The organism is Actibacterium sp. D185-2 (assembly GCF_054954595.1).
The window spans coordinates 301,497-327,141 of the sequence record NZ_JBPWNX010000002.1 but is presented as its reverse complement, the minus strand read 5'-3'; the positions used below and the strand labels follow the sequence as shown (position 1 = coordinate 327,141).

The 25,645-nt window shown below is 64.9% G+C and carries 27 protein-coding genes and 1 pseudogene; 11 read left to right on the top strand and 17 right to left on the bottom strand.

Annotation, left to right across the window (positions count from 1 at the left end; genetic code table 11):
- Window position 1: 1 nt before the first annotated feature.
- The 5 genes and pseudogenes from ACSR1C_RS05140 to purC form a co-directional block, all read right to left on the bottom strand.
- On the bottom strand, window positions 2-514 hold the full coding sequence (locus tag ACSR1C_RS05140) for a sensor histidine kinase (protein WP_460258572.1): 513 nt from the start codon (window positions 512-514) through the stop codon (window positions 2-4).
- Window positions 494-667, bottom strand: a pseudogene (locus tag ACSR1C_RS05135) (histidine kinase dimerization/phospho-acceptor domain-containing protein); the annotation flags it as partial. The pseudogene ACSR1C_RS05135 and the gene ACSR1C_RS05140, both read right to left, overlap by 21 nt.
- 1,144 nt (window positions 668-1,811) lie before the next feature.
- On the bottom strand, window positions 1,812-2,486 hold the full coding sequence (gene purQ, locus ACSR1C_RS05130; RefSeq protein WP_460258263.1) for a phosphoribosylformylglycinamidine synthase subunit PurQ: 675 nt from the start codon (window positions 2,484-2,486) through the stop codon (window positions 1,812-1,814).
- Window positions 2,486-2,725 (bottom strand): phosphoribosylformylglycinamidine synthase subunit PurS, encoded by a 240-nt coding sequence (gene purS / locus ACSR1C_RS05125; protein WP_460258262.1) that lies wholly within the window; start codon window positions 2,723-2,725, stop codon window positions 2,486-2,488. The genes purQ and purS overlap by 1 nt, the downstream gene beginning before the upstream one ends.
- An 11-nt stretch (window positions 2,726-2,736) precedes the next feature.
- A complete protein-coding gene (purC, locus tag ACSR1C_RS05120; protein WP_460258261.1) occupies window positions 2,737-3,498 on the bottom strand; it encodes a phosphoribosylaminoimidazolesuccinocarboxamide synthase in 762 nt (253 codons plus the stop codon).
- Between the two features lie 207 nt (window positions 3,499-3,705).
- Between purC and ACSR1C_RS05115 the strand changes: the two genes are divergently transcribed.
- Together ACSR1C_RS05115 and bmt are read left to right on the top strand one after the other, a co-directional pair.
- Complete coding sequence (locus ACSR1C_RS05115) at window positions 3,706-4,020, top strand: DUF1476 domain-containing protein (protein ID WP_460258260.1); 315 nt, start codon at window positions 3,706-3,708, stop codon at window positions 4,018-4,020.
- 244 nt (window positions 4,021-4,264) lie between these two features.
- A complete protein-coding gene (gene bmt, locus ACSR1C_RS05110; protein ID WP_460258259.1) occupies window positions 4,265-5,278 on the top strand; it encodes a betaine--homocysteine S-methyltransferase in 1,014 nt (337 codons plus the stop codon).
- Between the two features lie 13 nt (window positions 5,279-5,291).
- Here bmt and ACSR1C_RS05105 read toward each other — a convergent pair whose 3' ends face one another.
- Entirely contained in the window at window positions 5,292-6,398 is a 1,107-nt protein-coding gene (locus tag ACSR1C_RS05105; protein WP_460258258.1) for a PA0069 family radical SAM protein, read from the bottom strand.
- Between the two features lie 163 nt (window positions 6,399-6,561).
- On the opposite strand from ACSR1C_RS05105, the gene ACSR1C_RS05100 reads away from it, so the two are divergent.
- The 3 genes from ACSR1C_RS05100 to ACSR1C_RS05090 all read left to right on the top strand — a co-directional run bounded on the left by ACSR1C_RS05100 (window position 6,562) and on the right by ACSR1C_RS05090 (window position 8,152).
- Entirely contained in the window at window positions 6,562-7,263 is a 702-nt protein-coding gene (locus tag ACSR1C_RS05100) for a corrinoid protein (RefSeq protein WP_460258257.1), read from the top strand.
- Between the two features lie 87 nt (window positions 7,264-7,350).
- On the top strand, window positions 7,351-7,512 hold the full coding sequence (locus ACSR1C_RS05095; protein ID WP_460258256.1) for a hypothetical protein: 162 nt from the start codon (window positions 7,351-7,353) through the stop codon (window positions 7,510-7,512).
- Window position 7,513: 1 nt separating this feature from the next.
- Window positions 7,514-8,152: a DUF1638 domain-containing protein gene (locus ACSR1C_RS05090; RefSeq protein WP_460258255.1), complete on the top strand. Its 639-nt coding sequence runs from the start codon at window positions 7,514-7,516 to the stop codon at window positions 8,150-8,152.
- Between the two features lie 13 nt (window positions 8,153-8,165).
- Here the strand turns inward: ACSR1C_RS05090 and hflX are convergent, their stop codons facing one another.
- The 9 genes from hflX to dusB all read right to left on the bottom strand — a co-directional run bounded on the left by hflX (window position 8,166) and on the right by dusB (window position 20,021).
- On the bottom strand, window positions 8,166-9,452 hold the full coding sequence (gene hflX, locus ACSR1C_RS05085) for a GTPase HflX (protein ID WP_460258571.1): 1,287 nt from the start codon (window positions 9,450-9,452) through the stop codon (window positions 8,166-8,168).
- Complete coding sequence (gene hfq / locus ACSR1C_RS05080; protein WP_037206760.1) at window positions 9,449-9,682, bottom strand: RNA chaperone Hfq; 234 nt, start codon at window positions 9,680-9,682, stop codon at window positions 9,449-9,451. The genes hflX and hfq overlap by 4 nt, the downstream gene beginning before the upstream one ends.
- 139 nt (window positions 9,683-9,821) lie before the next feature.
- Window positions 9,822-11,339 carry a TrkH family potassium uptake protein gene (locus ACSR1C_RS05075; protein WP_460258254.1) on the bottom strand — a complete coding sequence of 506 codons (1,518 nt, stop codon included), beginning with the start codon at window positions 11,337-11,339 and terminating at the stop codon, window positions 9,822-9,824.
- A 4-nt stretch (window positions 11,340-11,343) separates the two neighbouring features.
- Window positions 11,344-12,720, bottom strand: coding sequence for a Trk system potassium transporter TrkA (gene trkA / locus ACSR1C_RS05070; protein WP_460258253.1), 1,377 nt, complete (start codon window positions 12,718-12,720; stop codon window positions 11,344-11,346).
- A 55-nt stretch (window positions 12,721-12,775) separates the two neighbouring features.
- A complete protein-coding gene (ntrX, locus tag ACSR1C_RS05065; RefSeq protein ID WP_460258252.1) occupies window positions 12,776-14,185 on the bottom strand; it encodes a nitrogen assimilation response regulator NtrX in 1,410 nt (469 codons plus the stop codon).
- A gap of 19 nt (window positions 14,186-14,204) precedes the next feature.
- Window positions 14,205-16,463, bottom strand: coding sequence for a sensor histidine kinase NtrY-like (locus tag ACSR1C_RS05060; protein ID WP_460258570.1), 2,259 nt, complete (start codon window positions 16,461-16,463; stop codon window positions 14,205-14,207).
- Window positions 16,464-16,562: 99 nt separating this feature from the next.
- Window positions 16,563-17,930, bottom strand: coding sequence for a response regulator (locus tag ACSR1C_RS05055; RefSeq protein ID WP_460258251.1), 1,368 nt, complete (start codon window positions 17,928-17,930; stop codon window positions 16,563-16,565).
- A 28-nt stretch (window positions 17,931-17,958) separates the two neighbouring features.
- The gene (locus ACSR1C_RS05050) at window positions 17,959-19,041 is read right to left on the bottom strand and encodes a two-component system sensor histidine kinase NtrB (RefSeq protein WP_460258250.1); all 1,083 of its coding nucleotides are present in this window, start codon (window positions 19,039-19,041) and stop codon (window positions 17,959-17,961) included.
- A complete protein-coding gene (gene dusB / locus ACSR1C_RS05045) occupies window positions 19,038-20,021 on the bottom strand; it encodes a tRNA dihydrouridine synthase DusB (protein ID WP_460258249.1) in 984 nt (327 codons plus the stop codon). Before dusB ends, ACSR1C_RS05050 begins: the two co-directional genes overlap by 4 nt.
- Before the next feature lie 189 nt (window positions 20,022-20,210).
- Here dusB and ACSR1C_RS05040 point away from each other — a divergent pair, with 189 nt between their 5' ends.
- Genes ACSR1C_RS05040 through ACSR1C_RS05030 form a run of 3 tightly spaced genes read left to right on the top strand, consistent with a single transcriptional unit; the run spans window position 20,211 to window position 22,329 of the window.
- Window positions 20,211-21,356, top strand: coding sequence for a bifunctional 2-C-methyl-D-erythritol 4-phosphate cytidylyltransferase/2-C-methyl-D-erythritol 2,4-cyclodiphosphate synthase (locus ACSR1C_RS05040; protein WP_460258248.1), 1,146 nt, complete (start codon window positions 20,211-20,213; stop codon window positions 21,354-21,356).
- Complete coding sequence (locus ACSR1C_RS05035) at window positions 21,353-21,847, top strand: phosphatidylglycerophosphatase A family protein (RefSeq protein WP_460258247.1); 495 nt, start codon at window positions 21,353-21,355, stop codon at window positions 21,845-21,847. Before ACSR1C_RS05040 ends, ACSR1C_RS05035 begins: the two co-directional genes overlap by 4 nt.
- On the top strand, window positions 21,844-22,329 hold the full coding sequence (locus tag ACSR1C_RS05030) for a CinA family protein (protein ID WP_460258246.1): 486 nt from the start codon (window positions 21,844-21,846) through the stop codon (window positions 22,327-22,329). Before ACSR1C_RS05035 ends, ACSR1C_RS05030 begins: the two co-directional genes overlap by 4 nt.
- Here ACSR1C_RS05030 and ACSR1C_RS05025 read toward each other — a convergent pair.
- Window positions 22,320-22,766 (bottom strand): type II toxin-antitoxin system RatA family toxin, encoded by a 447-nt coding sequence (locus ACSR1C_RS05025; protein WP_460258245.1) that lies wholly within the window; start codon window positions 22,764-22,766, stop codon window positions 22,320-22,322. The genes ACSR1C_RS05030 and ACSR1C_RS05025 overlap by 10 nt on opposite strands.
- 123 nt (window positions 22,767-22,889) lie before the next feature.
- On the opposite strand from ACSR1C_RS05025, the gene ACSR1C_RS05020 reads away from it, so the two are divergent.
- The 3 genes from ACSR1C_RS05020 to ACSR1C_RS05010 are packed head-to-tail and all read left to right on the top strand — an operon-like array spanning window position 22,890 to window position 24,444.
- Complete coding sequence (locus ACSR1C_RS05020) at window positions 22,890-23,732, top strand: capsular polysaccharide synthesis protein (RefSeq protein ID WP_460258244.1); 843 nt, start codon at window positions 22,890-22,892, stop codon at window positions 23,730-23,732.
- A 23-nt stretch (window positions 23,733-23,755) separates the two neighbouring features.
- A complete protein-coding gene (gene hpt / locus ACSR1C_RS05015; RefSeq protein WP_460258569.1) occupies window positions 23,756-24,265 on the top strand; it encodes a hypoxanthine phosphoribosyltransferase in 510 nt (169 codons plus the stop codon).
- Window positions 24,262-24,444: a hypothetical protein gene (locus ACSR1C_RS05010; RefSeq protein WP_460258243.1), complete on the top strand. Its 183-nt coding sequence runs from the start codon at window positions 24,262-24,264 to the stop codon at window positions 24,442-24,444. The genes hpt and ACSR1C_RS05010 overlap by 4 nt, the downstream gene beginning before the upstream one ends.
- Window positions 24,445-24,685: 241 nt before the next feature.
- Here the strand turns inward: ACSR1C_RS05010 and lipA are convergent, their stop codons facing one another.
- Window positions 24,686-25,636 (bottom strand): lipoyl synthase, encoded by a 951-nt coding sequence (gene lipA, locus ACSR1C_RS05005; protein ID WP_460258242.1) that lies wholly within the window; start codon window positions 25,634-25,636, stop codon window positions 24,686-24,688.
- Between the last annotated feature and the right edge of the window lie 9 nt (window positions 25,637-25,645).

The following is a 25,645-nucleotide window of genomic DNA, read 5'->3' as shown; positions in this document are numbered from 1 at the left end:
CTCATTCCGCCGCCTCGATCTCTTCGCCGAGGATCGGCAGTTGCACTTCGAACACGGCGCCGCCGCCACGGGCGTTGCGGGCGGTCAGCCGTCCGCCAAGGTCGTTCACGATGCCCGAGGAAATGGCAAGCCCCAGGCCAACGCCGTCTCCTGGTGACTTGGTGGTGTAGAAGGGTTCGAACAAGGCCTCCAGATCATCGATACCGTGACCGTTGTCACGCACCGTCAGGGTTGCCGTCTCGCCCGCCGACAGGATCAGATCGATCTGCGCATCGCGGGTCATCTTGGTTGCGTCCAGTGCGTTGCGCAGCAGATTGATGATCACCTGTTCCAGCCGCACGCGGTCGCCCATCACCATCACCGGCCCCTGCGGCACGGTCCGCGTGATCGTCACCTGCCGGTGCTTGAGCTGGGGTTCCATCATCGACAGGGCAGACGACAAAGATGCCTTGAAATCAAGGGCTTCGAACGCATCGCCACCCTTGCGCGCATAGCTTTTGAGCTGCTTGGTGATCGCGCCCATCCGCTCGATCAGATCGTCGATCCGCTGGAACGACGACAGCGCCTCGTCGGGGCGCTTGCGCCGCAGCAGCAGCCGCGCGCCAGCCAGATAGGTCTTCATCGCCGCCAGCGGCTGGTTCAGCTCGTGGCTGACGGCGGCCGACATCTCGCCCAACGCCGCCAGTTTGGAGCTTTGCGCCAGCGTCTGTTCGGCCACTTCAAGGCTCTTTTCGGCCTTCTCGCGCTCGGCAATTTCTCGCTGCAGCCTTGCGTTCAGTGCGCGAAGTTCTGCCGATTCCCGTTGGAAGAAAACCGATTGCGACAGCGCCCGGCGCGACATCACATAGAAGGTCAGCGCCAGCAGGATGGCAAAGCCCATGATCTCCAGCGCCAGCACGCCGTTCACCCGCTCGCGGATCGACGAATAGGTGGTGAAGCTGACCAGCCGCCAGCCCTGAAACGGAATCCGCGCCTCGTTGCGCATCACCGCCTCGCCCAGCAGATAGGCGTCGGGCGGCAGCGCGGCCCAGTCGGCGGTGGCCTGAATGGCGCGCTGGATGGCGCTGGGGGCAGATCGCGCGGCCAGTGCCTCGTCCACGCCCAGCCCGCGCCAGCGCGGCTCGGTCGACAGGATGATCCGGCCCTCGGAATTGGTCACGATCACCGCGTCCGAAATCCCGGCCCAGCTGTCCTCCAGCTTGGCCAGATCCACCGCGACGACGATCACGCCGACGGTCTGGCGGTCGCTGGTGATCTTGCGCGAATAGGTGAACTCGAACGCGCCATGGTCGCTTTGGGCTGCGATAAACACCGTATCATTGGCCCGCTGGGCATCCACGAAGTAATGCGCCGCGCGCAGGTTGCTGCCGATCCTGGAGCGATCGCTGGCCGCGACCACCCGCCCGGTATTGTCCAGCAGCAGCAGCGAGGCGGCGCCGATCTCGTCCAGATAGGAAATCAACCGTTGCGAGCTTTGCGAATATTCGCCCGAGTTCAGCGCGTCGATCAACGTCGGGTCGCGCGACAGCAGCAGCGGCACGACCGAGGCGCGCTGCAACTCGGACACCACGTTGCCGGAATAGAGCGCCAGCCGCACCTCGGCGCGGTTGCGGGTGCTGGCGGTAAAGCGTTCGGTCAGCCAGCTGTTGGTGAACCAGACCACACCCACCGCCACGGCCAGAAACCCGAACAGAACCGCACGGGTCCGCCAGCCGCGGCCCCCATTGGGCGGTGCGGTCCGGGTCTCGCTATGGGTGCTATCCAACATTGCACAAATCTAAGCCCCGCATGGCGCGGGGACAAGCGCGGGCTTACGCGGGGGCCATCGCCCCGGCCAGCGCACGAAACAGAACCGCCCCGTCGGTGCCGCCATGGGCGGGCTCGGCGGCACGTTCGGGATGCGGCATCATCCCCAGAACCCGGCGATTTTCGCTGAGTACCCCGGCGATGTCCTGCACGGATCCGTTAGGATTGTCGGCATAGCGAAAGGCCACCCGATCCTCGGCGTTCAGCCGGGTCAGCGTTTCGGCATCGACGTTGTAATTGCCATCGTGATGCGCGATCGGCACGGTGATCGCCTGCCCTTTGTCATAGCCCGCGGTAAACGCGCTGTCGGCGGTTTCGACCGTCAGCGGAACCGGCTTGCAGATGTATTTCAGCCCCGCGTTGCGGATCAGCGCGCCGGGCAGCAACCCGGTTTCGGTCAGCACCTGAAACCCGTTGCACACGCCCAGAACATAGCCGCCCCGGTTCGCGAAATCGACAATCGCCCCCGCAATGGGCGAGCGGGCCGCGATCGCGCCGCAACGCAGATAATCCCCGAACGAGAACCCGCCGGGAATGGCCACCAGATCCAGCCCGTCGGGCAGGCTGGTTTCCTTGTGCCAGACGACCTGTGCCCGCTCGTTGCCCGCCACTGCGTTCAGCGCCACGACCAGATCGCGGTCGCAGTTGGAACCGGGAAACTGGATGACCGCGCTGCGCATCAGGCGATCTCCACCGAATAGCTTTCGATCACCGTGTTGGCGAGCAGCTTTTCACACATCGCCTTGACGGTTTCCTCGGCCTTGGCGGTGTCGGTTTCGGCCAGGTCCAGCTCGATCACCTTGCCCTGGCGCACCCCTTCGACCCCGTCGAAGCCAAGCGTGCCCAGGGCGTGGCGCACGGCCTCGCCCTGCGGATCGAGAACACCGTTTTTCAGCATGACGTGTACGCGGGCTTTCATCGGGGCTTCCTTCAGTTGATCAGCGTGGGCTTGTTGGCATGGGTGACGTTGGTGGGCATGACGCCCAGCCGCTTGGCCACCTCGGTATAGGCGTCGGTCAGGCTGCCCAGATCGCGGCGGAACACGTCCTTGTCCAGCTTCTGGCCGGTCTTGATGTCCCACAGCCGGCAACTGTCGGGGCTGATCTCGTCCGCCACGACAAGGCGCATGTAGTCGCCTTCGTAGACGCGGCCGATCTCGATCTTGAAATCGACCAGCTTGATGCCGACGCCATACATGACGCCCGACATGAAATCATTGACCCGCAGCGCCAGCGCTACGATATCGTCCAGATCCTGCTGGCTGGCCCAACCGAAGGTGATGATATATTCCTCGGGCACCAGCGGATCGCCAAGCGCGTCGTCCTTGTAGGAAAACTCGACGATGGGGCGCGGCAGCGGCGTGCCCTCTTCCATGCCCAGCCGTTTGGCCATCGACCCGGCGGCGAAATTTCGCACGATCACTTCCAGCGGAATGATCTCGACCGCGCGGATCAGCTGTTCGCGCATGTTGATGCGTTTCAGGAAATGGGTCGGCACGCCGATCGTGTTCAGGCCCGTCATGAAAAATTCACTCAGGCGGTTGTTCAGCACGCCCTTGCCTTCGATCGTCGCCTTCTTTTCGGCGTTGAAGGCGGTCGCGTCGTCCTTGAAATACTGCACAAGGGTACCCGGTTCGGGGCCTTCATAAAGAATCTTCGCCTTGCCTTCGTAGATCTTTTTGCGCCGTGCCATGGAATCTCCGATCCTCGGGCGTCAGGCCTTTATGCCACGCCCGTTCTTGCGCTTCTCATATGCCAAGCCCGTGCTCAGAGCAAGACAGGCCGCAAAACCTGACGTGCCGGGACCATTTTGCCCGGAATGTAGCACCCACGACCCCTATGAATATGTTAAACAATCCCTTAAAAACCCCCCCGACAAGAATCTGGAGGAGCAAGGCCGATGACCACCTTCGACGAGCGCGAAAGCGCATTCGAGAACAAATTCGCCCATGACGAAGAGCTGAGCTTCAAGGCGCATGCCCGTGCGAACAAGCTTCTGGGACTCTGGGCCGCCTCGCTGATGGGCAAGTCCGCCGAAGAGGCCGAAGCCTATGCGCGCGACGTCATCCACGCCGATTTCATCGAGGCCGGCCGCGAAGATGTGTTCCGCAAAGTGTCGGGCGATCTGGGCGACAAGGCCGACGAGATCACCATCCGCACCAAGATGCTGGAGCTTCTGGCTGCGGCCAAGACCCAGTTGATGGAAGAAATCTGAGATCACGCCGTGATCTGAAAGAAAGCGTGCCGGGACACCCTCGGCACGCTTTTTCGTGCCGCCGCACGCCGCGCTGACATCACGCGCGGGATTTTGCGCCCGACGCCTGAATGCACGGCGAACATGCGCCGCCTTCAACATGATTATGACCAATAAGAATTTGCACCCGCGCGCCGATCATGGCACCTGTCGCGGCCAAAGGCGGCTTTCGGGCCGCCCTTCCCGTTTGTCGAAAGGACACCCCATGAGCAACGCCCTGACCCGCCTGCTGGAAACCCGCGACTGGCTGCTGGCCGATGGCGCGACGGGGACCAACCTGTTCAACATGGGGCTCAGCTCGGGCGATGCGCCGGAATTGTGGAATGTCGACGAGCCGGAAAAGATCCGCACCCTCTATCGCGGCGCGGTCGAGGCGGGGTCGGACCTGTTCCTGACCAACACATTCGGCGGCAATGCTTCGCGCCTGAAGCTGCACAGCGCCGAGAACCGGGTGCGCGAGCTGAACCGCGTCGCCGCCGAACTGGGCCGCGAGGTGGCCGATGCCGCCGATCATCCGGTGGTGGTGGCAGGCTCGGTCGGCCCGACCGGCGAGATCATGGAGCCGATGGGGCCGCTGTCCTATGCCATGGCGGTGGAGATTTTCCATGAACAGGCCGAGGGCCTGAAAGAAGGCGGCGCCGATGTGCTGTGGGTCGAAACGATCAGCGCGCAGGATGAATACAAGGCCGCGGGCGAGGCCGCGCGCCTGGCCGGGATGCCCTGGTGCGGCACCATGAGCTTCGACACCGCCGGGCGCACGATGATGGGGATCACCTCGTCCGACATGGCCTCGATGGTGGAAAAGCTGCCCTATCCGCCGCTGGCGTTTGGTGCCAATTGCGGTGTCGGCGCGTCCGACCTGCTGCGCACCGTGCTGGGCTTTGCCGCCACCGGGACCACGCTGCCGCTGATCGCCAAGGGCAATGCCGGCATTCCGAAATATGTGCATGGCCACATCCATTACGATGGCACGCCCGCGCTGATGGCCGATTACGCGGTGCTGGCCCGCGATTGCGGCGCCACGATCATCGGCGGCTGCTGCGGCACCACGCCCGATCATCTGCGTGCGATGCGCGAAGCGCTGGAAACCCGCCCGCGCGGCCCGCGCCCGACGCTGGAGGAAATCGCCGAAAAGCTGGGCGGCTATTCCTCGGCCTCGGACGGCACCGGCGACGATGCGGCCGCGCCGGCCCGTCCGCGCCGCCGCCGCCGGGGCTGAGCCCGCGCCGATGTCAGAACAACGACAGCTGATCGCCGGGCCGGGGCGGCACACGGAACCGCGCGCAGGTCAGTGGCGGCAGATCTGCGTCCAGCCCCAGCCGCGCCACCGCGTGGCGGAACCGCGCGCCGATCAACCGGGCATAAGCGCCCTCGCCGCGCATCCGCTTGCCCCATTGGGCCGAATAATCGCGCCCGCCATGCATCGCGCGCACATGGCCCATGACCCGCGCGGCGCGGTCGGGGGTATGCGCGGCCAGCCAGTCCTGAAACAGCGGCGACACCTCCTGCGGCAACCGCAGCATGACCCAGCTTGCCGCCACCGCGCCCGCATCGTGGCAGCGGGCCAGGATCGCTTCGACCTCGTGATCGGTCAGGGCGGGCACGACGGGGGCCACCATGGCGCGCACCGCGACCCCGGCCTCCGCCAGGGTGCGGATCGCGCGCAGCCGTCGCTCGGGCGCGGGCACCCGTGGTTCCATCGCGCGGGCCAGCTTGCGGTCCAGCGTGGTGACGGAAATGCCGACGCGCACCAGATCAAGCGCCGCCAGGTCGGCCAGGATATCCACGTCCCGCTCGATCAGCGTGCCCTTGGTGACGATTGTGACCGGGTGGCGAAAGTCCAGCAGCACCTCCAGGATGCGGCGCATGATGCGGTGCTCCTGCTCGATCGGCTGATAGGGGTCGGTATTGGTGCCGATGGCAATCACCCGGGGCTGGTAGCTTGGCTTGGACAGCTCACGCGCCAGAACCTCGGGCGCGGTCGGGCGGGCAATCAGTCGGGTCTCGAAATCGAGCCCCGGCGACAGCCCCAGATAGGCATGGGTCGGACGGGCGAAGCAATAGATGCAGCCGTGTTCGCAGCCCCGGTAGGGGTTGATCGAACGGTCGAACGGCACATCGGGCGAGCTGTTGCGCGTGATCACGCTGCGCGGCCGTTCCAGCCGCACCTCGGTGCGCACCGGCGGCAAATCCTCATCCGGCGTCCAGCCGTCCGCCACCGCCACACGGGCATAGGGTTCGAACCGGCCGGTGTGGTTACTGGCCGAGGCGCGGCCGGGTCGGCGCGCGGAAGGGATCTCATGTTGTTCGGAGTCGGACATGGAACGAAAATAGAACATTCACGCAGCCGGCACCAGTGCCCGCAGCGCCCGGCGGCGAAAAACGCCGCGTACAGGTCGGTTGCGCCTGCGCCCATGTCGCAATCCGCCAACTGTGCCCGCCGCAATCAGATCAAATACACATCAACCCGCGCGAACACCGCCCCGGATGGGAGATAACGAAATGGCCGAGGAAGAAGACGACATCATTCTGTCGGAACTACCCGATGACGAGCTTGTGCTGCAAATGCACGACGACCTGTATGACGGTCTGAAAGACGAGATCGTCGAAGCGGTCGAAATCCTGCTGAGCCGCGACTGGACCCCTTACAGGGTTCTGACCGAGGCCCTGGTGGCGGGCATGACGGTTGTCGGCAACGACTTTCGCGACGGGATCCTGTTCGTCCCCGAGGTGCTGCTGGCCGCCGGCGCGATGAAGGCCGGCATGGCGATCCTGAAACCGCTGCTGGCCGAAACCGGCGCGCCGCGCATGGGCAAGATGGTGATCGGCACGGTGAAGGGCGATATCCACGACATCGGCAAGAATCTGGTCGGCATGATGATGGAAGGTGCAGGATTCGAGATCGTCGATCTGGGCATCAACAATGCGGTCGAATCCTATCTGGAAGCGCTGGAGCGTGAAGAGGCCGACATTCTGGGCATGTCCGCCCTGCTGACCACCACCATGCCCTACATGAAGGTCGTCATCGACACGCTGAAGGAACAGGGCAAGCGCGGCGATTACATCGTGCTGGTCGGCGGCGCGCCGCTGAACGAGGAATTCGGCAAAGCGATCGGCGCCGATGCCTATTGCCGCGATGCGGCCGTGGCGGTGGAAACCGCCAAGGATTTCATCGCCCGCCGGCACAACCAACTGGCGGGCTGACACGGGTACGGCCGGAACGCTCTTGGTGCGGCGGCGGGGTTTTCTTCGCCTGCATCCGCCCCCAGATAATGGGGAAAGGAGAATGCAATGCCGCTGTCCCGACTGGTCGTTATCCTTGCTGCCGTCATCGTTGCCGCCGGGGTGACCGTGTATGTCGCGGCGCAGTTTCCCGCCGTCGCCGGGCTGGGCCTGCCGCTGGCGCTTGGCGCGGCGGTCCTGTGGCGCTGGCTTGCGCCGCGCGGATCATGACATGACACCCGACGACAAGATCCTGACGACCAAGGGGTTGGAGATTCCCGCCCCCAGGGCCCGTATCCTGCTGCTGGCCTGCGGCGCGCTGGCGCATGAGATTCTGGCGCTGATCGCCGCCAATGGCTGGGACCATATCAGCCTGACCTGCCTGCCCGCGATCCTGCACAATCACCCCGACCGGATCACCCCGGCGGTGGAACAGGCGGTGGCGCAGCACCGGGCCGATTATGATGAAATCTTCGTGGTTTATGCCGATTGCGGCACCGGCGGGCTGCTGCAGGCCGCCTGCGACCGGATGGGCGTGGGCATGATCGAGGGGCCGCATTGCTATTCGTTCTTCGAAGGCAACGCCGCCTTCGCGGAGCGGGCCGAGGTCACGAGCTTTTATCTGACCGATTTTCTGGTGCGCCAGTTCGATGCCTTCGTATGGAAACCCCTTGGGCTGGACCGCCACCCCGAATTGCTGGAGATGTATTTCGACAATTACGAAACCCTGGTCTATCAGGCCCAGACCGACGATCCGGCGCTGACCGCGCAGGCCGCGGAACACGCCGCCCGGCTGGGTCTGCGTTTCGAGCGGCGCTTTACCGGCTACGGCGATCTGGCGGTGACGCTGCGCGCGGTGGCGCAGGGCTAAGGCCCCTGCCCGCCTATACGTCGCGGAACCGCGCTTCCTGGCGTGCGGTCCAGCGCACCGTCAGCACATAACCGTCCTCGGTCTGCGCCTCGTGCACGACGACATCCTGATCGAACAGCCAGGCGCGGCGCTTGCCCTCGTTGAAGCCCAGCGTGATTTCGCGTTCGGTCTTGGCCTCGCTCAGCGCCTCCGACACGGCATCCAGCAACGTGTCGATCCCTTCGCCGGTCAGGGCCGACAGGCTGAACAGCGCCGGTTCCCGGTCGGCCTTGATCTGCAACGCCTCGCGGCGCTCGGGCGCCAACTGGTCGATCTTGTTCCATACCTCGATCACCGGGGTCGCCTCGGCCACACCCAGATCGGCCAGAATGGCCCGCACGTCGCGCGCCTGCGCTTCGCTGTCGGGATGGGCGATGTCGCGCACATGCACGATCAGATCGGCCTCCAGCACCTCTTCCAGCGTGGCGCGGAACGCCGCCACAAGTTGCGTCGGCAGATCCGAGATGAACCCCACCGTATCGGACAGGATCACCTTGCGCCCCGACGGCAGTGTGACCCCGCGCATCGTCGGATCCAGCGTGGCGAACAACATGTCCTTGGCCATCACTTCGGCCCCGGTCAGACGGTTGAACAGCGTCGATTTGCCGGCATTGGTATAGCCGACCAGCGCCACCACCGGGAACGGCACCTTCTTGCGCGCGGCGCGATGCAGATCGCGGGTCTTGGCCACCTTGGACAATTGCCGCTTCAGCCGCGTGATCGCCTCGTCGATGGCGCGGCGGTCGGCCTCGATCTGGGTCTCGCCGGGGCCGCCGACAAAGCCGAGCCCGCCGCGCTGGCGTTCCAGATGGGTCCAGGCGCGCACCAGCCGGGTCCGCTGATAGCTGAGCGCGGCCAGATCGACCTGCAGCACGCCTTCGCGGGTGCGGGCGCGATCGGCGAAAATTTCCAGGATCAGGCCGGTGCGATCCAGCAGCTTGACGTCCCAGTCGCGTTCCAGATTGCGCTGCTGCACCGGGGTCACATGACCATCGACCAGCACCAGCGTGACCTCGGCCGCCTTCAGCCGCGCGCCGATTTCCTCGATCTTGCCCGAACCGAACAGATAGCCTGCGCGCATCTTCGACAGCGGCACGATTTCAGCCCCCACGACCGCAAGACCGGGGAGCGCGGCAGCCAGAGCCACGGCTTCTTCCAATGCGGGGGCCGCGGGGCGGCGCTGCCGATCGGATGCTATATCGGGATGCAGCACCCAGGCCCGGGTGGGCGTGGGGCGGTGATCTTCAAAGCCCGAAATTATTCCTCACCATCATAGAGGTTGATCGGCTGGGCCGGCATGATCGTGGAAATCGCGTGTTTGTAAACCAACTGCGACTGGCCGTCGCGGCGCAGCAGCACACAGAAATTGTCGAACCAGGTAATCACGCCTTGCAGCTTGACCCCGTTGATCAGGAATATCGTTACCGGAACCTTTGTCTTCCGGACGTGGTTCAGAAAGGCGTCCTGCAGGTTCTGTTTATCGGCAGCCATTGTTTTTCTTGCCTTTTTTGATGCTTGGCCCCTAAAAACGGGGCAATCCTTCGCGCGTACGCACTAAGTATGGAGTGCAGTTTCGGGAGATTCCAGCCCAAATAACGGCGTTTTACCCGATGATGTTGCGGGCGCGGCATTACTGCCGCCAGAATTCCGGGTTCAAAAGCGCGATAATGGCCAGCATTTCCAGTCGGCCCAAGACCATGGCCGCCGCCACGATCAGCTTTCCGGCGACGCCCAGCTCGGAAAACTGGATCGGGATCTCGCCCGCCACCGCCGCCAAAGGGCCGGTCGTCGACAGCGCCGAAACCGACAGGATCGTGACATCCTCGAAACTGAGCCCGGTCAGCGACAGCGCGGTCATCACCACGGCGATCGACAGCGCGAACAGCATGAAAAACACCCAGGCCACATAGGCGCCGTGCCGCCGGATATGTCGCGCAAAAGCGCCCGCGCCGCCCACCGACGACGGATGGACCAGCTTTTCCATCTCGCGCAGCCCGTGCTTGTACAACGCATAGACCCGCAACAGTTTCACCCCGCCCGCCGTGGTCGCCACCCCGCCCCCGGTCAGCGCCAGCCCCAGCAGAACCAGGCCCGGCGTCTGTAGCCCCGACCAGTCGCGCGCCTGGGCCCAGTCGGCCGAGGCAAAGCCGGTGGTGGTCAGAAACGACAGCACCGAAAACACCGATCCCCACAGCGCGTGCAGCGCGGCAACGATATTCTGCTGCTCGTCCACGTCATAGGCCCCCAGCCAGTGACGCAGGAACAGGAACATCGGCACCACCGCGACACAGCCCAGCCCCATGGCGAATTCGGGGTCGCGGGTCAGGCGGCGCCAGCCGTCGCGCCCGGCATCGGGGGTAAAGGTCTGGCGCGACAGGGCGAAGGCGAAGAACACGAAGATGAACATCTCGCCCGGAATGCCCGCCTGCGCCCCCTGCAGCCCGCCCACCGGCGAGATGCCGCTGGTGGCCAGGGTCGACATCGCATGGCAGGCGGCGATAAACGAATCCTCGCCCGCCAGGATCAGCAGCAGCCACAGCAGCGCCGTCAGCCCGGCATAGACCGGCAAAAGCTGGGCGCTATAGCGCAGCAGCCGCTCGCGCGGGTCGGTGGTGCGCACGCTGTCCTCGACCGGGCGAGCGCCGCGGTCGATCGTGTCGGTCGAGATCACCTCAAACCCACCCAGATTCATCGGCGCCAGAATGGCGATCGCGGTCACCCAGACGAAAAAGCCGCCCAGCCAACCGACCAGCGCGCGCCACAGATGCACCGAATCCGGCAGCCGCGCGGGGTCGTCGAACAGCGTTGCCCCGGTGGTGGTCAGGCTGGAAACCATCTCGAAATAAGCGCTCAGAAAAGTGGTGTCGGGCACCGCTTCGGCGAAGGGCACCGCCAGCATCAGCGGCAGCAACGCGAAGGTCGCCGGCAGCGCCAGCAGATGGCTGCGCGCCAGATTGCGCGCCCGGCCGTTATAGGTGGTGATGCCCAGGATCAGCGCCAGAAACAAAAACAGCAGGAACGCATAGAAAAAGCTGCGCGCCGTCGACAGATCGTGCAGCACCATCGCATGAAAGGCCGGCAGGAACATGGCCAGCGCGGCGATGCCCATCAGGATGACCATCAACGGGATATTCAGCAGGCGGTGCATCGCGTCAGAAAAAGTCGATGGAGACCTGCAACAGGCGCTCCACCTCGGGCACATCGGCGGCCAGGCAGAACAGGACGATCACGTCGCCCTCGTCGATGCGGGTGCTGCCATCGGGGCGGATCACCTTGGTGCCCTTCTTCATCGCGCCCACCAGCACCCCTTGCGGAAAGTCGATATCGCGGATCATCTGCCCCGAGATCGGCGAGGTCGACAGCACCTGTGCCTCGATCACCTCGCCCTCGGCGTCGCCGATGGAATAGACGCCGCGCACCCGGCCGTGGCGGATATGGCGCAGGATCGAGCTGACGGTGGTGGCGCGCGGGTTGATATGGGCGTCGATATCCAACGGCCCCATCATCGGCACCAGCGAGGGATCGTTGACCAGACAGATCGCCATCGGACAGCCCGCCGCCTTGGCCCGGACCGAGGCCAGAAGGTTGGTTTTGTCGTCATCGGTGACCGCCAGAACCGCGTCGGCGCGGTCGATGCTGGCCTCGGTCAGCAGCGCCATGTCCATGCCGTCGCCATGCAGCACGATGGTGCGTTCCAGCGCATCCGCCGCGCGTTCGGCCCGGCCGCGGTTCTTTTCGATCACCTTGGCGCGGATCCGTTCGGTGCGGGTTTCCAGCGCCTGTGCCACCGCAAGCCCCACGTTGCCGCCGCCGATGATCACCACGCGCTCCTGCTTTTTGGTGGATTTTCCGAAAATCTCCAGCGTCCGCTTCACGTCCTCGGTATGGACGAAGACATAGATCTGATCGTCGGGGAACAGCTGATCGGCCGCTTCGGGCGCGAACAGCGTGCCATCGCGGCGCACCCCGGCCACCAGCGCGCGCAAGGTTGAAAACAGGTCGGTCAGCTGGCGCAGCGGGGTGTTGATCACCGGGCAGTCGGCGTCGATGGAAATCCCCAGAAGCTGCACCTGCCCGTCCAGAAAGCTTTCGGTATCGAACGCCGCCGGCGCGGCCAGCCGTTGCAGCGCGGCCTCGGCCACCTCGCGCTCGGGGCTGATCACCACGTCGATCGGCATGTGATCGCGGCGATAGAGGTCGGAATAGATCGCCGTCAGATAGCTTTGGCTGCGCAGCCGCGCGATCTTGCGCGGGATGGCGAAGACCGAATGCGCCACCTGACAGGTGACCATGTTCACCTCGTCCGAATAGGTGGCCGCGATGATCATGTCGGCGTCGCGCGCGCCGGCCCGGTCCAGAATGTCGGGATAGGAGGCAAACCCCGCGACCCCCTGCACGTCCAGCGTATCGGTCGCGCGGCGCACCAGATCGGGATTGTTGTCGACAACGGTGACGTCGTTCTTTTCGTTGGACAGGTGGCGCGCGATCTGCCAGCCGACCTGGCCTGCGCCACATATGATGACCTTCATGATCGCGCCCCGGATGCGAAGTGAAACTCATCCATCGCAGATGCGGCGAAACCCGTCAATCGACCTCGCTGTCGCTTTCGACATGGGCGACCCGCGCCCCGGTCTTGTTGCTCGTCACCACACCCAGCGATTTCAATTTGCGGTGCAGGGCCGAGCGTTCCATCCCCACGAATGTGGCGGTGCGGCTGATATTGCCGCCGAAACGGTTGATCTGGGTCAGCAGATATTCGCGCTCGAACAACTCGCGCGCCTCGCGCAGCGGCAGGGTGGCCAGCGGACCCGACAGCATCATGCGTCCCTCCTCGTGCGGCTGCTCGGCGGGCATCGGCAATTCGGCCACGGAGATCGGGCCGTTGCCATCGCCCAGGATCAGCACCCGCTCGATCACGTTTTTCAACTGGCGCACATTGCCCGGCCACAGCATGGTCTGCAGCAGCGCCTGGGCTTCATCGCTCATCTCGCGCAGGGGCAGGCCCTGAACGCGGTTGAATTCGGCTATGAAATGGGCCGACAGTTCTGGAATGTCCTCACGCCGCTCATCCAGCGCGGGCACCGCGATCGGCACCACGTTCAGCCGGTGATACAGTTCCTGGCGGAAATTTCCGGCCTCGATTTCGGCCGCGAGGTTGCCGTTGGTGCTGGAAATCACCCGGATATCGACCCGGATCTTTGCCGCCCCGCCGACGCGCTGGAACTGCTGATCGACCAGCACCCGCAGGATCTTGGACTGGGTGCCGATCGGCATGTCGGCCACCTCGTCGAAATAGAGCACGCCGCCATGCGCCTGTTCCAGCAGGCCGGGTTCGACCCCGCGTTCGGGCGTTTCGCGGCCAAACAGGACCTCTTCCATCCGGTCGGGCGCGATCGAGGCCGAATTGACCGTCACGAACGGGCCCGCAGCGCGGTTTGAATTGGCGTGGATATAGCGCGCGGCCACCTCTTTGCCGCTGCCGGCCGGGCCGGTCAGCATCACCCGGCCATTTGATTTCGTGACCTTTTCAAGCTGTGATTTCAGCGCCTTGAAGGCAGAACTTGATCCGACCATCTCGGCCGAGGTGACATCGCGGCGCTTCAGTTCAAGATTTTCGCGGCGCAGGCGCGAGGTTTCCATCGCGCGGCGGATCACCACCAGCAACTGGTCGATGTTGAAGGGCTTTTCGATGAAGTCATAGGCGCCCTGCTTGATCGCCGCCACCGCGATTTCGATATTGCCATGCCCCGAGATGATGACAATCGGAATATCGGGGTTGTCGCGCTTGACCTGGGTCAGAATGTCGATGCCGTCCATCCGGCTGTCCTTGAGCCAGATATCCAGAATCATCAGCGCCGGCGGCTCTTCGTTGATCGCCTGCATGCAGTCGTCGGAATTGCCCGCCAGCCGGGTGCTGTAGCCCTCGTCGCGCAGGATGTCCGAGATCAGCTCGCGGATGTCGCGTTCGTCATCGGTGATCAGAATGTCGCCCATATACCCAATCCTCTTTACGCTATTCGGCCACGGCTGTATCCGGCCGCTGCACACCCGCATCGGCCAGCGGCAGGCGAATTTCGGCCTGCGCGCCGTGGTGGTTGTTTCCGTCAAAGATCGGCGCATCGATCAGAGCCAGCGCGCCGCCATGTTCCTCGATGATCTTCTTCACGATCGGCAGGCCCAGCCCGGTGCCCTTGTCGCGGGTCGTCACATAGGGTTCGAACAACCGCGCGCGATCCTCGGGCAGACCGATCCCGTTGTCGCAGATACGGATGAGCGCGACATCGTCCTGCACCGTCAGCGATATGCGGATTTCCGGTGCGAACCCGTCTGGAGCGCCCTTTTCCACCAATGTTTCAATAGCTTCGCCCGCGTTCTTGATCAGGTTTGTCAGCGCCTGCGAAATCATCGTCCCGTCAAGCTCGGCCAGCACCGGCCCGTCGGGCAGCTCGGTCACGAAGCGGACATCGGGCTGGCCGTTTTCCTGCAACAGCACCGCATCGCGAACCTGCGCCACCAGATCGCCGATCCGGCGGTCGGGTTCGGGCATCCGTGCGAATTTGGAAAACTCGTCGACGATCCGGCGCAGATCGGCGGTCTGGCGGATGATCACGTCGGTATATTGGTCCAGCGCCTCGGCCTCATCGCCCACCAGCGGGCGGAACTTGCGCTTGATGCGTTCGGCCGACAGCTGGATCGGGGTCAGCGGGTTCTTGATCTCATGCGCGATGCGGCGGGCCACGTCACCCCAGGCGGCCATGCGCTGCGCCGTCACCAGATCGGTCACATCGTCGAAGGCGACCACATAGCCTTCAAGCTGCCCGGCCGCGTTGCGCCGCGTCGCCATGCGCACCAGCAGGTTTTCCATCTTGCCCAGGCGCAGCACCTTGATCTCGTCCTGCGCGGCCTCGGCCCCCCTGCTGCGCAGCCGCGTGAACAGCGGGGCGAATTCGGGCACCGCGACCTCCAGCGGCAGCGCGGCCTCATCGGCCTTGTCCATGTCGAGCAGCCGCAGCGCCGAGCGGTTCTGAAATTCCAGCCGTCCGGTCGCATCCAGCCCGATCACACCCGATGTGACCGAGGACAGCACCGAATCGAACAGCCGCCGCCGGCGCTCGATCTGACGGTTATTCTCCATCAGCGTGTCGCGCTGGCCCTTCAGCTGCCGGGTCATCTGATTGAAGATCCGGCCCAGCATGGCGATCTCGTCATCGCCCGGTTCCTCTAGCACGCGCACGTCCAGATCCCCTGTGCCGATCCGCTGTGCCGCCCCCGCCAGCCGCCCCACCGGGCGTGACAGCCGTTCCGCGAACCACAGGCCCAGCCAGATCGCCGCCAGAATCAAGATCACCGCAAAGCCGATGTAAAGCAGGCTGAACTCGAACAGGATCCGGCCGCGATCGCTTTCGAGTTGCTGATAGATGCCGGCCGTGGCCTGGGTTTCGTCAAGCAGGTTCAGGATATCGCCATCCACCACGCGCGACACGAACAGAAAACGGTCCACATAGGCGTCCAGCTTGATCAGGGCGCGGTATTCGTTGTTGTCCCAATCCTCGATCACCACGGTTTCACCCTGCTCGGCGCGGGCGATCTGGGCCGGGGTGGGCCGTTCATAGTCGAACAGGTACGAACGTTCGCCGCGGGCGCGGATCTCGCCGTTGGCGTCGATCACGAACGCCTCTTTCAACCCGCGCTGCACCTGCGACTGAACCGTGGTCAGCGCCTGCCTGATCTCGCCATCGGTCAGGAAGAATGTCGATTGCCGGGTCAGGTTCAGATAGCCGGCGATCGCCTCGGCATCGTCGGTCAGCCCGTCGCGGTGCTCGGTCTCATAGGCCTGCGCCGCCGCCAGCGAGGTGCCGACCACCTGGCGCACCCGCTCGGAAAACCAGCCTTCGAGCCCGGTATGGATCGTCAGCCCGGCAAAAACCGCCACCAGCACCGTGGGAATCAGCGCGACCAGCGCGAACACGCCGGTCAGGCGCAGGTGCAGCCGCGACCCCGCGGACTGGCGCCGCCGTGCCGCGATCATCTGCGCCACGCGCTGCAGCACCAGCGTGGCGACGACCAGAACATAGACCAGATCGCCCAGCAGAACCGTGCGCAACCAGAGTGACGAGGCCCCCTGACCAAGGGGCCCGAGCATCAGAAATGTTGCAATAGCCAGAAGCGGGCCGAGAATCACCAGACCCAGCGTCGCCGCGTTTTCCACACGGCGCTGGCGGCGCAGTCGCACCAGCCGCTCCCAGGTTGCGCTCCGCGCAGGGCTTCGCACCACCAGCCTCTTCTTATTGCGTCGCTTTCCGCGACTTACCGCCATTCAGACGCGCCCGCTTTCGGCCTGACACCGAACGGCAACGCCCATGTTGCCCATTTACATCAATTTGCGGCGACGTGTCACGCGAATATCCAGATCGGTGATCTTCTTGCGCAACGTATTTCGGTTGATGCCCAGCAGATCTGCACATTTCGCCTGATTGCCGCCGGTCGCGTCCAGTGCGATCTCGATCAGCGGCAGTTCGACCTCGCGCAGAATCCGGCCATACAGCCCCGGCGGCGGCAACACCCCGCCATGCAGGTCGAAATAGCGGCGCAGATGCTTGGCCACCGACGAGGACAGCTTTTCGCCCTCGCCCCCCCCCACCAGCGGCTCGATCTCGGGCTGGCTGCCCAGCACCGATTCTACCTCGGCGCGGGAAATCACATCCTCGGACGAGGTCACGACCAGCCGGCGGATGGTGTTTTCCAGCTGCCGCACATTGCCCGGCCAGCTATAGGCGCGGATCAGTTCCATCGCATCATCGGCAAAGCGACGCAGGGACAGGCCCTCGCGTTCGGCGCGGGCCAGGAAATGCTCGGCCAGCAGCGGGATGTCATCGACCCGCTCGCGCAACGAGGGCACGTTCACCGTGACCCCGCCCAGGCGATAGAACAGATCCTGACGAAAGGCGCCCGCCTCCATCCGGCCCATCAGGTCGGTCTGCGAGGTGGCCATGATCCGCGGCGCGTTGTCGCCGAACGCGTCCAGCATCCGCACGATGCGCGCCTGCGCCTCGGGATCCAGATCCGACACTTCGTCAAACAGGATCGAGCCGCCCCGCGCCCGCGCCAACAGCTCGGACGGGCCGTCCATCCCGGTCAGATCAGAGGCCGAGGCCGCCACGAAGGGCAAGGTGCGCCGGTCGGAAAAATCATGGATCGCCCGGGCGATCAGCGATTTTCCGGTGCCACTTTCGCCTGTGATCAGAACCGCCAGATCGGTGTTCATCACCCGCGCCACCAGCCGGTACAGCGCCTGCATCTGCGGCGTGCGCCCGACCAGCGGCAGATCGTCGGACCCTTCGCGCATGATCTCGGTCCGCGGTGCCGGCGCCCGGCGTTTGGATTCCAGCGCCCGCGCGGCGCGTTTCATTAGATCGGGCAGGTCGAAGGGCTTGGGCAGGTAATCATAGGCCTCGGCCTCGGCCGCCTGAATCGCGGTCATGATCGTGTTTTGCGCCGAGATCACGATCACCGGCAGGCCGGGCCGTTCCAGGCTGATCTTGGGCAGCATTTCCAGCCCGTTGCCATCGGGCATGATCACGTCTGAAATCACCAGATCGCCCTTGCCCTCCTCGACCCAGCGCATCAGCGTCATCAGCGACGAGGTCGCATGTACCTTGCAGCCCGCGCGCGTCAGGGCCTGGGTCAGTACCGTGCGGATCGTGCGGTCGTCATCTGCGACCAGAACCGTGCCATCCATCAGTTTTCCTCCGATTGTTTCGGCGGTTTCATGTCTTCTTCTCCTTCGGGGCCACCGGCAGCGAAATCCGGAACACGGTGCGCCCCGGCACCGATTCCACCGCGATCAGCCCGTCGTGGTCCGAAATGATCTTTGACACCAGGGCCAGCCCCAACCCGGTGCCGTTCTCGCGGCCTGAAACGAAAGGTTCGAAAATCTCGCTGGCGATCTCGGGCGGCAGGCCGGGGCCGTCGTCGATGATCTCGACCTGAAGCGGTACGCGCAGCCCGGAGCCGTCCTCGCGCCGCCGCCGCAGAGATTGGTCATAAAAGGTGCGGATGCGGATCGTCTCTCCGACCCCGGAGCGCTGCGCCGCCTGCGCCGCGTTTTTCAGCAGGTTCAGGAACACCTGCAGCAACTGATCGCCATCGGCCAGCGTCGATGGCAACGAGGGATCGTATTCCGCAATGATCTTCATGTTCGCGGCAAAGCCGACCGCGGCCGATTTGCAGGCCCGGTCCAACAGGTCGTGAATATTCACCGGCCGGGTTTCGGGCGGGCGCAGATTGCCGAATTGCTCGACCTGTTCCAGCAGCTTCACGATGCGGCGGCTTTCGGCGACGATCAGATCGGTCAGTTTCAGATCGTCATCGGTCAGGCTCATAGACAAAAGCTGCGCCGCGCCGGTGATCCCCGCCAGCGGATTCTTGATTTCATGCGCCAGCATCTCGGCCATGCCGATCGCCGATTTCGCCGCCGATTTAGACGATTGCGCCCTGCCAAGACGTTCGGCGATGTCGCGCGGCGAGATCAGCATCAGGATCGTGCCTTCGGATTCGTCCAGTGGCGCGATCTGAATGTTGCACTGAACCGGATTCCGGTTCGGGCCGGACACCTCCACATCGTTGATCACCAGTTCCGACTGGTTCAGCCGCACCCGGTCGAAGGCTTCGCCCAGCAACGCAGCGATGGTCAGCTTTTCCCAGACCTGCGCGCCCTTGACCGACCGGATCGAGGTATTGATGAACTCCTCGGCCGCCGGGTTGATCTGCGAGATCCGGTTGTCGCCGTCCAGAATCAGCGCAGGCACCGGCAAGGCCGACCAGACGATATCGCGTTGCCGGGGCTTCATGCGGCCCGCCTTTCACTTTGCGCCAGCGCCGCCGGCAGCAGCGTCAGCACCCGGTCGGGGCCGGATTCGGTCAGCACCGCGCGGCGCAGCGCGGCGGGCGTGCCCGCCTCGTCCATGTACCAGCCCAGATGCTTGCGCGCGACGCGGGCGCCCAGCGTGGTGCCGTAAAACGACAGCATCGCCTGATAATGGCCCGCCACCATATCGGCCAGCGCCGCCCCCGCAGGCACCTGCGGTGCGGGCGTGCCGAACAGCCGCGATGCGATTTGGGCCAGCCGCCAGGGCCGCCCCTGCGCGCCGCGCCCCACCATCACGCCATCGGCGCCCGACAGGGCACGCGCGCGCGCCGCGCTGTTGGCATCAACGATATCGCCATTGGCGATGACCGGGATCGACACCGCCTGTTTCACCGCCGCGATCGCCGCCCAGTCGGCCGCGCCCTTGTAGAACTGACAGCGCGTGCGGCCGTGGATCGTGATCATAGAAATGCCCGCCGCCTCGGCCCGCCGGGCCAGTTCGGGCGCGTTCAGCAGCGCATCGTCCCAGCCCAGCCGGGTCTTCAGCGTGACCGGCACCGAGACCGCGCCGACCACCGCCTCGATCAGGCCAAGCGCATGGTCGAGGTCGCGCATCAGGGCCGAGCCGGAATAGCCGCTGACGACCTTGCGCGCCGGGCAGCCCATGTTGATGTCGATGATCCGGGCGCCGTTGGCCTCGACCATGCGGGCGGCCTCGGTCATCCAATGCGCCTCGCGCCCGGCCAGCTGCACGGCGGTATTGTCCAGACCGAACCCCAGTTCGGCCCGTTCACGCACGCCGGGTTTGGCCTGCACCATTTCCTGACTTGCCACCATTTCACTCACCACCAGCCCGGCCCCGAAAGACGAGACCAGGTTGCGAAACGGAAGATCCGTGATCCCGGCCAGTGGCGCCAGGAAAACGGGCGGGTCTAGGGCGATATCTGCCACCTGAATGGCCAAATGCTCAATCCTTGTGCAATTAGTGTCCGACTAACCCCGTAAAGCCCAAAAGGCAATCGCGCCCACGCGTCTGATGATAGCGAAACATTGTTTGCCTGTTTTTTAATCAACCGCACCGGGCGATCTGCCCCATTGCCCTGCCTCGCGGCAGCACATACACGGGGAAAGCAACGGATTTGCGGAGCAAGGATGCAGACAGCGGCCATCATCGTCGCCGCCGGGCGCGGCACCCGCGCCGGGGGGGGGATTCCGAAGCAATACCAGATGCTTCGCGGACAGCCCGTCCTGGCCCGGACAGTCGCCGCTTTTGCTGCCCATCCGGCCATCGGACAGATCGTTGTGGTGACCCATCCACAAGATGACGCGCTTTTCAGCGCCGCCCTGGGCGCGCTGGCCGGCAATGTGACCCATGTGCCCGGCGGGGCCACGCGCGATGCGTCGGTTCAGGCCGGTCTGGCGGCGCTGTCGGACGGCTGCGACACGGTGCTGATCCATGACGGGGCGCGGCCGCTGGTCAGTGCGGCGCTGATCGACCGGGTGATCGCGGCGCTGGCCCATGCGCCGGGCGCGGCCCCGGCCCTGCCGGTGACCGATGCGCTGTGGCATGGCGCGGGTGGCCGGGTTCTGGCCCCACATCCGCGCGACGGGCTGTTCCGGGCGCAGACGCCGCAGGGCTTTCGCCTGGCGGCAATCCGGGCCGCCCATGCTGGATATGCCGGTCACGCGGCCGACGATGTCGAGGTGGCACTGGCCGCGGGGCTTGACGTAAGGATCGTCGAGGGCGAAGAGGACAACCTGAAAATCACCCATCCGGGCGACTTCGCCCGCGCCGAACGGCTGCTGCAGGGGGCTGACATGGATATCCGCACCGGAAACGGGTTCGACGTGCACGCCTTCGAAGAGGGCGACAGCGTGACCCTGTGTGGCGTGACCATCCCGCACAGCCACGCGCTGAAAGGCCATTCCGACGCCGATGTGGGGATGCATGCGGTGACGGATGCGATCTATGGCGCGCTGGCCATGGGCGATATCGGCCAGCACTTCCCGCCCTCCGACCCGCAATGGAAGGGCGCGGCCAGCCATATCTTTCTGGCACATGCCGTGGCGCTGGCCCGCGACCACAGTTTTACCGTGACCCACACGGATGTCACCCTGATCTGCGAACGCCCGAAGATCGGCCCCCATGCCGCTGCGATGAAAGCGGAAATGGCCCGGATCATGGGGCTCGACCCGACCCGCGTCAGCGTCAAGGCCACCACGTCCGAGCGGCTGGGGTTCACCGGCCGCGCGGAAGGCATCGCCGCCCTGGCAACCGCAACATTGGTGAAAGCATGATCCGTTTCCTGACCACCTTCTTCTATGTCGGCCGGCTGCGCCCGGCGCCGGGCACCTGGGGATCCGCCGTGGCGGTGGCGCTGGCGCTGCTGATCCACGGGCTGGGGGGCTTTCCCCTGCTGGCCGTGGCCACCGTCGCAGTCACCGTTCTGGGCTTCTGGGCGGTGGGGCGCGACATTGCCGGGCGCGACGACAAGGACCCGTCCGAGATCGTCATCGACGAGGTCGCCGGCCAGTGGCTGGCAATGCTCGCGCCCTCGCTCGGGTTCTGGATGGCCGGGCTGGACAACTGGAATTTTCCCTGGCCCGGTTGGGTCGGGGCGTTTGTGCTGTTCCGGCTGTTCGACATCTGGAAACCCGGGCCGGTGGGCTGGGCCGACCGGCGCAGCGGCACGGCGGGGGTGATGCTGGATGATCTGATCGCGGGCGTTTTCGCCGGGATAGGGGTGTTTCTGGCCGCGGGCCTTTATCACGGGGTCTTGATGCGATGACACTGGGCCCTGCCACCACGCTGCTGGATTTGGCCCGCGCGCGCGGTATAATGATCGCCACCGCCGAAAGCTGCACCGGAGGGCTGATTTCCGGCGCGATGACCGATGTGGCGGGATCATCCGACAGTTTCGACCGCGGCTTCGTGACCTACTCCAACGCTGCCAAACAACAGATGCTGGGGGTGCGCGCCGACACGCTGGCCGCCCATGGCGCGGTGTCCGAACAGGTGGCGGCAGAGATGGCCGAGGGCGCGCTGGCCCGATCCACGGCCGGACTGGCCGTATCGGTCACCGGAATCGCCGGGCCCGGCGGGTCAGAACACAAACCCGAGGGCCGGGTCTGTTTCGGCCTGGCGATCACAGGCCGCCCCACCACCACCGAAACGGTGGAGTTCGGCGCCTTGGGCCGCGCCAATGTACGCCGCGCCACGGTCGAGCATGCGCTGTCGCTGATGATCCGCGCGCTGCAGCCTCAGCCGTAAAGCGCCTGCGCGCGCGCCTCGAACGCCCGGACGATGCGCTGCATCGCCTCGTTGAACACCACGCCGATCACACCTTGTAGCACCCGGTTTCGGAATTCGAAATCGACGAAGAAATCCACCTCGCAGCCACCTTCGGGCAGATCGCGAAAGGCCCAGGTCGATTTCATGTGCTTGAACGGCCCGTCCAGATATTCGGTGTCGATCCGACGCGCCTCGGGCCACAGGGTCACGCGGCTGCCGAAACGCTCGCGGAACACCTTGAACGACACGACCAGATCGGCCTCCATCACTTCGCCGCCCTCGACTGGCGTGCGCGAACGGATGCGCGCGGCGGCGGTCCAGGGCAGGAACTGTGGATAAGACGCGACATCGGCCACCAGATCGTACATCTGAGCGGCGGAATATGGCAGGGTGCGGATCTCGGAATGGCTTGGCATGGGGCGCGAAATAATGGGTGTTTCCTGCGGTGACAAGCCGTTATGCCGCACGGGCGCGCGACCGCCTTGCCGGGTGGCACAAATGTCTTCCCCGGCGCGTCAACTTGGTGTTAGGCAGGCGACATGCGTCATTTTATGCTTTGGGATACGCCCCGTGATGCGGCGCCCCCGGTTGTTCAGAATGTCCTTGCCCGCTGGGAGGACTACCTGCCCCCCGGGACACTCGAAATTCTGGACGGGGCCGATCTGGAACGCCACATGGCGCAGCTCCGCCTGGCCGACAGGCCCCTTAGCATCCAGACGAAATCTGACTTGTTGCGGCTCAAGCTTCTGAGCGAGCATGGCGGGGTCTGGATCGATGCCACGGTTCTGCCGACCTGCCCGCCCGGCGACTGGCTGCCGCCGCTGCTGGAACCCGCCGGCTTCTTCACCCCGGCGCGGCCCGGCAAAGATCGGCCGCTGTCCACATGGCTGATGGCCGCAAAACCCGGCAACCCGTTGCCCCGGATGTGGCTGGATTTACTGATTCAGCACTGGCAGATCGACCACACGCTGAACATGCCCTCGAAACGGCGGCGCCTCATACCGTCAAAACGGCGGCGGATTCACCGCTGGTGGCACCAGAACGCCCAGGCCGACCCGGTCTGGAGCGTCGATCCGGCGCGCGGTGGCCAATATCCCTATCATCTGTATTTCAGCACCCATTACCTGTTTCAGTATCTGGTCGACACGAATCCTGAGGCCCAAGGAATATGGCAGGCCGTCCCCAAACGCTCGGCCCTGCTGCCGCAACTGGTCGGTCAGACGTTCGGCACGTCCTCTCGGTCCGAATTCATCGAATTCGTGCCGCATCTGCTGGACAAGAGTCCAATCCACAAGTTGAACTGGAGACTGGACTGGCCCGAACAGATGTTCCGGCGGCCCGCCCCCGAAACCGACAAAGCACAAGGGACACGCGCAACTTGAGCAAACCTTATGTCATAGACGAGATGATCTCGGCCAAAACCATCGCCGCGCGGATCGAGGTGCTGGCAGGCCAGATCCACGGCCATTTCGCCGATACCGACAAGCTCGTGGTGGTCGGGCTTCTGCGCGGGTCGTTCGTGTTCATCGCCGATCTGGTGCGCGAGTTGGACCTGCCGGTCGAGGTGGATTTCCTCGAAGCCTCCTCCTACGGCAATGCCACGAAAAGCTCGCGCGAGGTGAGGATCCTGAAGGATCTGCGCGGCGAGATCGCCGGGCGCGATGTACTGGTGGTCGAGGATATCGTCGATACCGGCCACACCCTGTCGCATGTGCTGCATCTGCTGAAGGGACGCGCGCCCGCCCGGCTCGAAGTCTGCGCCCTGCTCGACAAACCCGCGCGCCGCGAGGTGCCGGTGCGCGCCACCTGGACCGGATTCGAGATCCCCGATGAATTCGTGGTGGGCTACGGCATCGACTATGCCCAGAGAAACCGCAACCTGCCCTATATCGGCAAAGTCAGGTTTACCGCATGAACATGCGCCCCTTCCTGCGAATGGCCCGATGGGGCCGGCGCCCGCCCAGCGAAAAGCGGGTCAAGCTGGTGCTGGCGGTGATCGCGCTGTGCCTGGTGCTGTTCGGGATCGAGCGGCTGGTGGGTTGGCCCGACTGGCTGACCCCGGACATGGGTTCCGGGTACCGCATCGGCAACTAGATCATGCAAAGCCCTGCGCCCGACCGGCGCGCCTGCGGCGCAAGCCATTGATTTGCGGCCCTGCGGGCCGCTGTGCCTCCGGCGGGGATATTTGCACCAAAGCAATTGGAAGGGAATCCCCTCGTATGTTGCTTTGGGCGAAATATCCCGGGGTTTGGGGCAGCGCCCCAATCAAACGCATGTCGTGCGCCGCAGGCGCGCAATTTGATCAGGCCGGGCGCACCGCACCGCAGCGACCGGTTCATCCCAGCCCGAGCTTCTTTCGCCGTGCGGCGCGCAGTTTCGCGAAATCGTCGCCGGCGTGATAGCTCGACCGGGTCAGCGGCGTAGCCGAAACCATCCCGAAACCCTTGCCGTAAGCGGCCTGTTCATAGGCCTTGAATTCCTCGGGCGTCACGAAGCGGTCCACCGCGTGGTGCTTGGGCGTGGGTTGCAGATACTGCCCGATGGTCAGAAAATCCACATCCGCCGCGCGCATGTCGTCCATCACCTGCAGGACCGACTGGCGGTCCTCGCCCAGGCCGACCATGATGCCCGATTTGGTGAACATCGCCGGATCGATCTCTTTCACCCGCTGCAGCAGACGCAGGCTGTGGAAATAGCGTGCGCCCGGGCGCACCGTGGGATAGAGGCCGGGTACGGTTTCCAGATTGTGGTTGAACACATCCGGCTTGGCGGCGACCACCACATCCAGCACCTGCGGGTCGCATTTCAGGAAATCGGGGGTCAGAATTTCGATCGTGGTGCCGGGGGCCTGGCGGCGCACGGCGCGGATGGTCTGGGCGAAATGCTCGGCCCCGCCATCGGCCACGTCGTCGCGGTCCACGCTGGTGATGACCACATGGTTCAGCCCCAGTTTCTTGACCGCATCGGCGACCCGGCCAGGTTCGAATACATCCAGCGCGTCGGGGCGGCCGGTGGCGACGTTGCAGAAGGTGCAGCCGCGGGTGCAGATCTCGCCCATGATCATCATGGTCGCGTGGCCCTGGCTCCAGCATTCGCCCACATTCGGGCAACCGGCCTCTTCGCAGACGGTGACCAGATTGTGCTCGCGCATGATCTTGTGGGTGTCGCGGTAGCCTTGCGAGCCGGGCGCCTTGACCCGGATCCAGTCAGGCTTGCGCAGCCGCTCGGTCGAAGGGCGGTGCGCCTTTTCGGGGTGGCGTTGTTCGGGAATTTTCAGATCGCGCATCACAGACCT

Coding starts and splice junctions, on each gene's coding strand:
- ACSR1C_RS05010 (WP_460258243.1), top strand. CDS start 24,262: ATGAACATGCGCCCCTTCCTGCGAATGGCCCGATGGGGCCGGCGCCCG.
- purQ (WP_460258263.1), bottom strand. CDS start 2,486: ATGCGCAGCGCGGTCATCCAGTTTCCCGGTTCCAACTGCGACCGCGAT.
- trkA (WP_460258253.1), bottom strand. CDS start 12,720: ATGAAGGTCATCATATGTGGCGCAGGCCAGGTCGGCTGGCAGATCGCG.
- ACSR1C_RS05020 (WP_460258244.1), top strand. CDS start 22,890: ATGCGTCATTTTATGCTTTGGGATACGCCCCGTGATGCGGCGCCCCCG.
- ACSR1C_RS05090 (WP_460258255.1), top strand. CDS start 7,514: ATGACACCCGACGACAAGATCCTGACGACCAAGGGGTTGGAGATTCCC.
- ACSR1C_RS05040 (WP_460258248.1), top strand. CDS start 20,211: ATGCAGACAGCGGCCATCATCGTCGCCGCCGGGCGCGGCACCCGCGCC.
- ntrX (WP_460258252.1), bottom strand. CDS start 14,185: ATGGGCGACATTCTGATCACCGATGACGAACGCGACATCCGCGAGCTG.
- lipA (WP_460258242.1), bottom strand. CDS start 25,636: ATGCGCGATCTGAAAATTCCCGAACAACGCCACCCCGAAAAGGCGCAC.
- ACSR1C_RS05050 (WP_460258250.1), bottom strand. CDS start 19,041: ATGAAGCCCCGGCAACGCGATATCGTCTGGTCGGCCTTGCCGGTGCCT.
- ACSR1C_RS05075 (WP_460258254.1), bottom strand. CDS start 11,339: ATGCACCGCCTGCTGAATATCCCGTTGATGGTCATCCTGATGGGCATC.
- ACSR1C_RS05030 (WP_460258246.1), top strand. CDS start 21,844: ATGACACTGGGCCCTGCCACCACGCTGCTGGATTTGGCCCGCGCGCGC.
- hfq (WP_037206760.1), bottom strand. CDS start 9,682: ATGGCTGCCGATAAACAGAACCTGCAGGACGCCTTTCTGAACCACGTC.
- ACSR1C_RS05095 (WP_460258256.1), top strand. CDS start 7,351: ATGCCGCTGTCCCGACTGGTCGTTATCCTTGCTGCCGTCATCGTTGCC.
- ACSR1C_RS05100 (WP_460258257.1), top strand. CDS start 6,562: ATGGCCGAGGAAGAAGACGACATCATTCTGTCGGAACTACCCGATGAC.
- ACSR1C_RS05035 (WP_460258247.1), top strand. CDS start 21,353: ATGATCCGTTTCCTGACCACCTTCTTCTATGTCGGCCGGCTGCGCCCG.
- purC (WP_460258261.1), bottom strand. CDS start 3,498: ATGGCACGGCGCAAAAAGATCTACGAAGGCAAGGCGAAGATTCTTTAT.
- hpt (WP_460258569.1), top strand. CDS start 23,756: ATGATCTCGGCCAAAACCATCGCCGCGCGGATCGAGGTGCTGGCAGGC.
- ACSR1C_RS05115 (WP_460258260.1), top strand. CDS start 3,706: ATGACCACCTTCGACGAGCGCGAAAGCGCATTCGAGAACAAATTCGCC.
- bmt (WP_460258259.1), top strand. CDS start 4,265: ATGAGCAACGCCCTGACCCGCCTGCTGGAAACCCGCGACTGGCTGCTG.
- ACSR1C_RS05105 (WP_460258258.1), bottom strand. CDS start 6,398: ATGTTCTATTTTCGTTCCATGTCCGACTCCGAACAACATGAGATCCCT.
- purS (WP_460258262.1), bottom strand. CDS start 2,725: ATGAAAGCCCGCGTACACGTCATGCTGAAAAACGGTGTTCTCGATCCG.
- ACSR1C_RS05055 (WP_460258251.1), bottom strand. CDS start 17,930: ATGGATGGCACGGTTCTGGTCGCAGATGACGACCGCACGATCCGCACG.
- ACSR1C_RS05025 (WP_460258245.1), bottom strand. CDS start 22,766: ATGCCAAGCCATTCCGAGATCCGCACCCTGCCATATTCCGCCGCTCAG.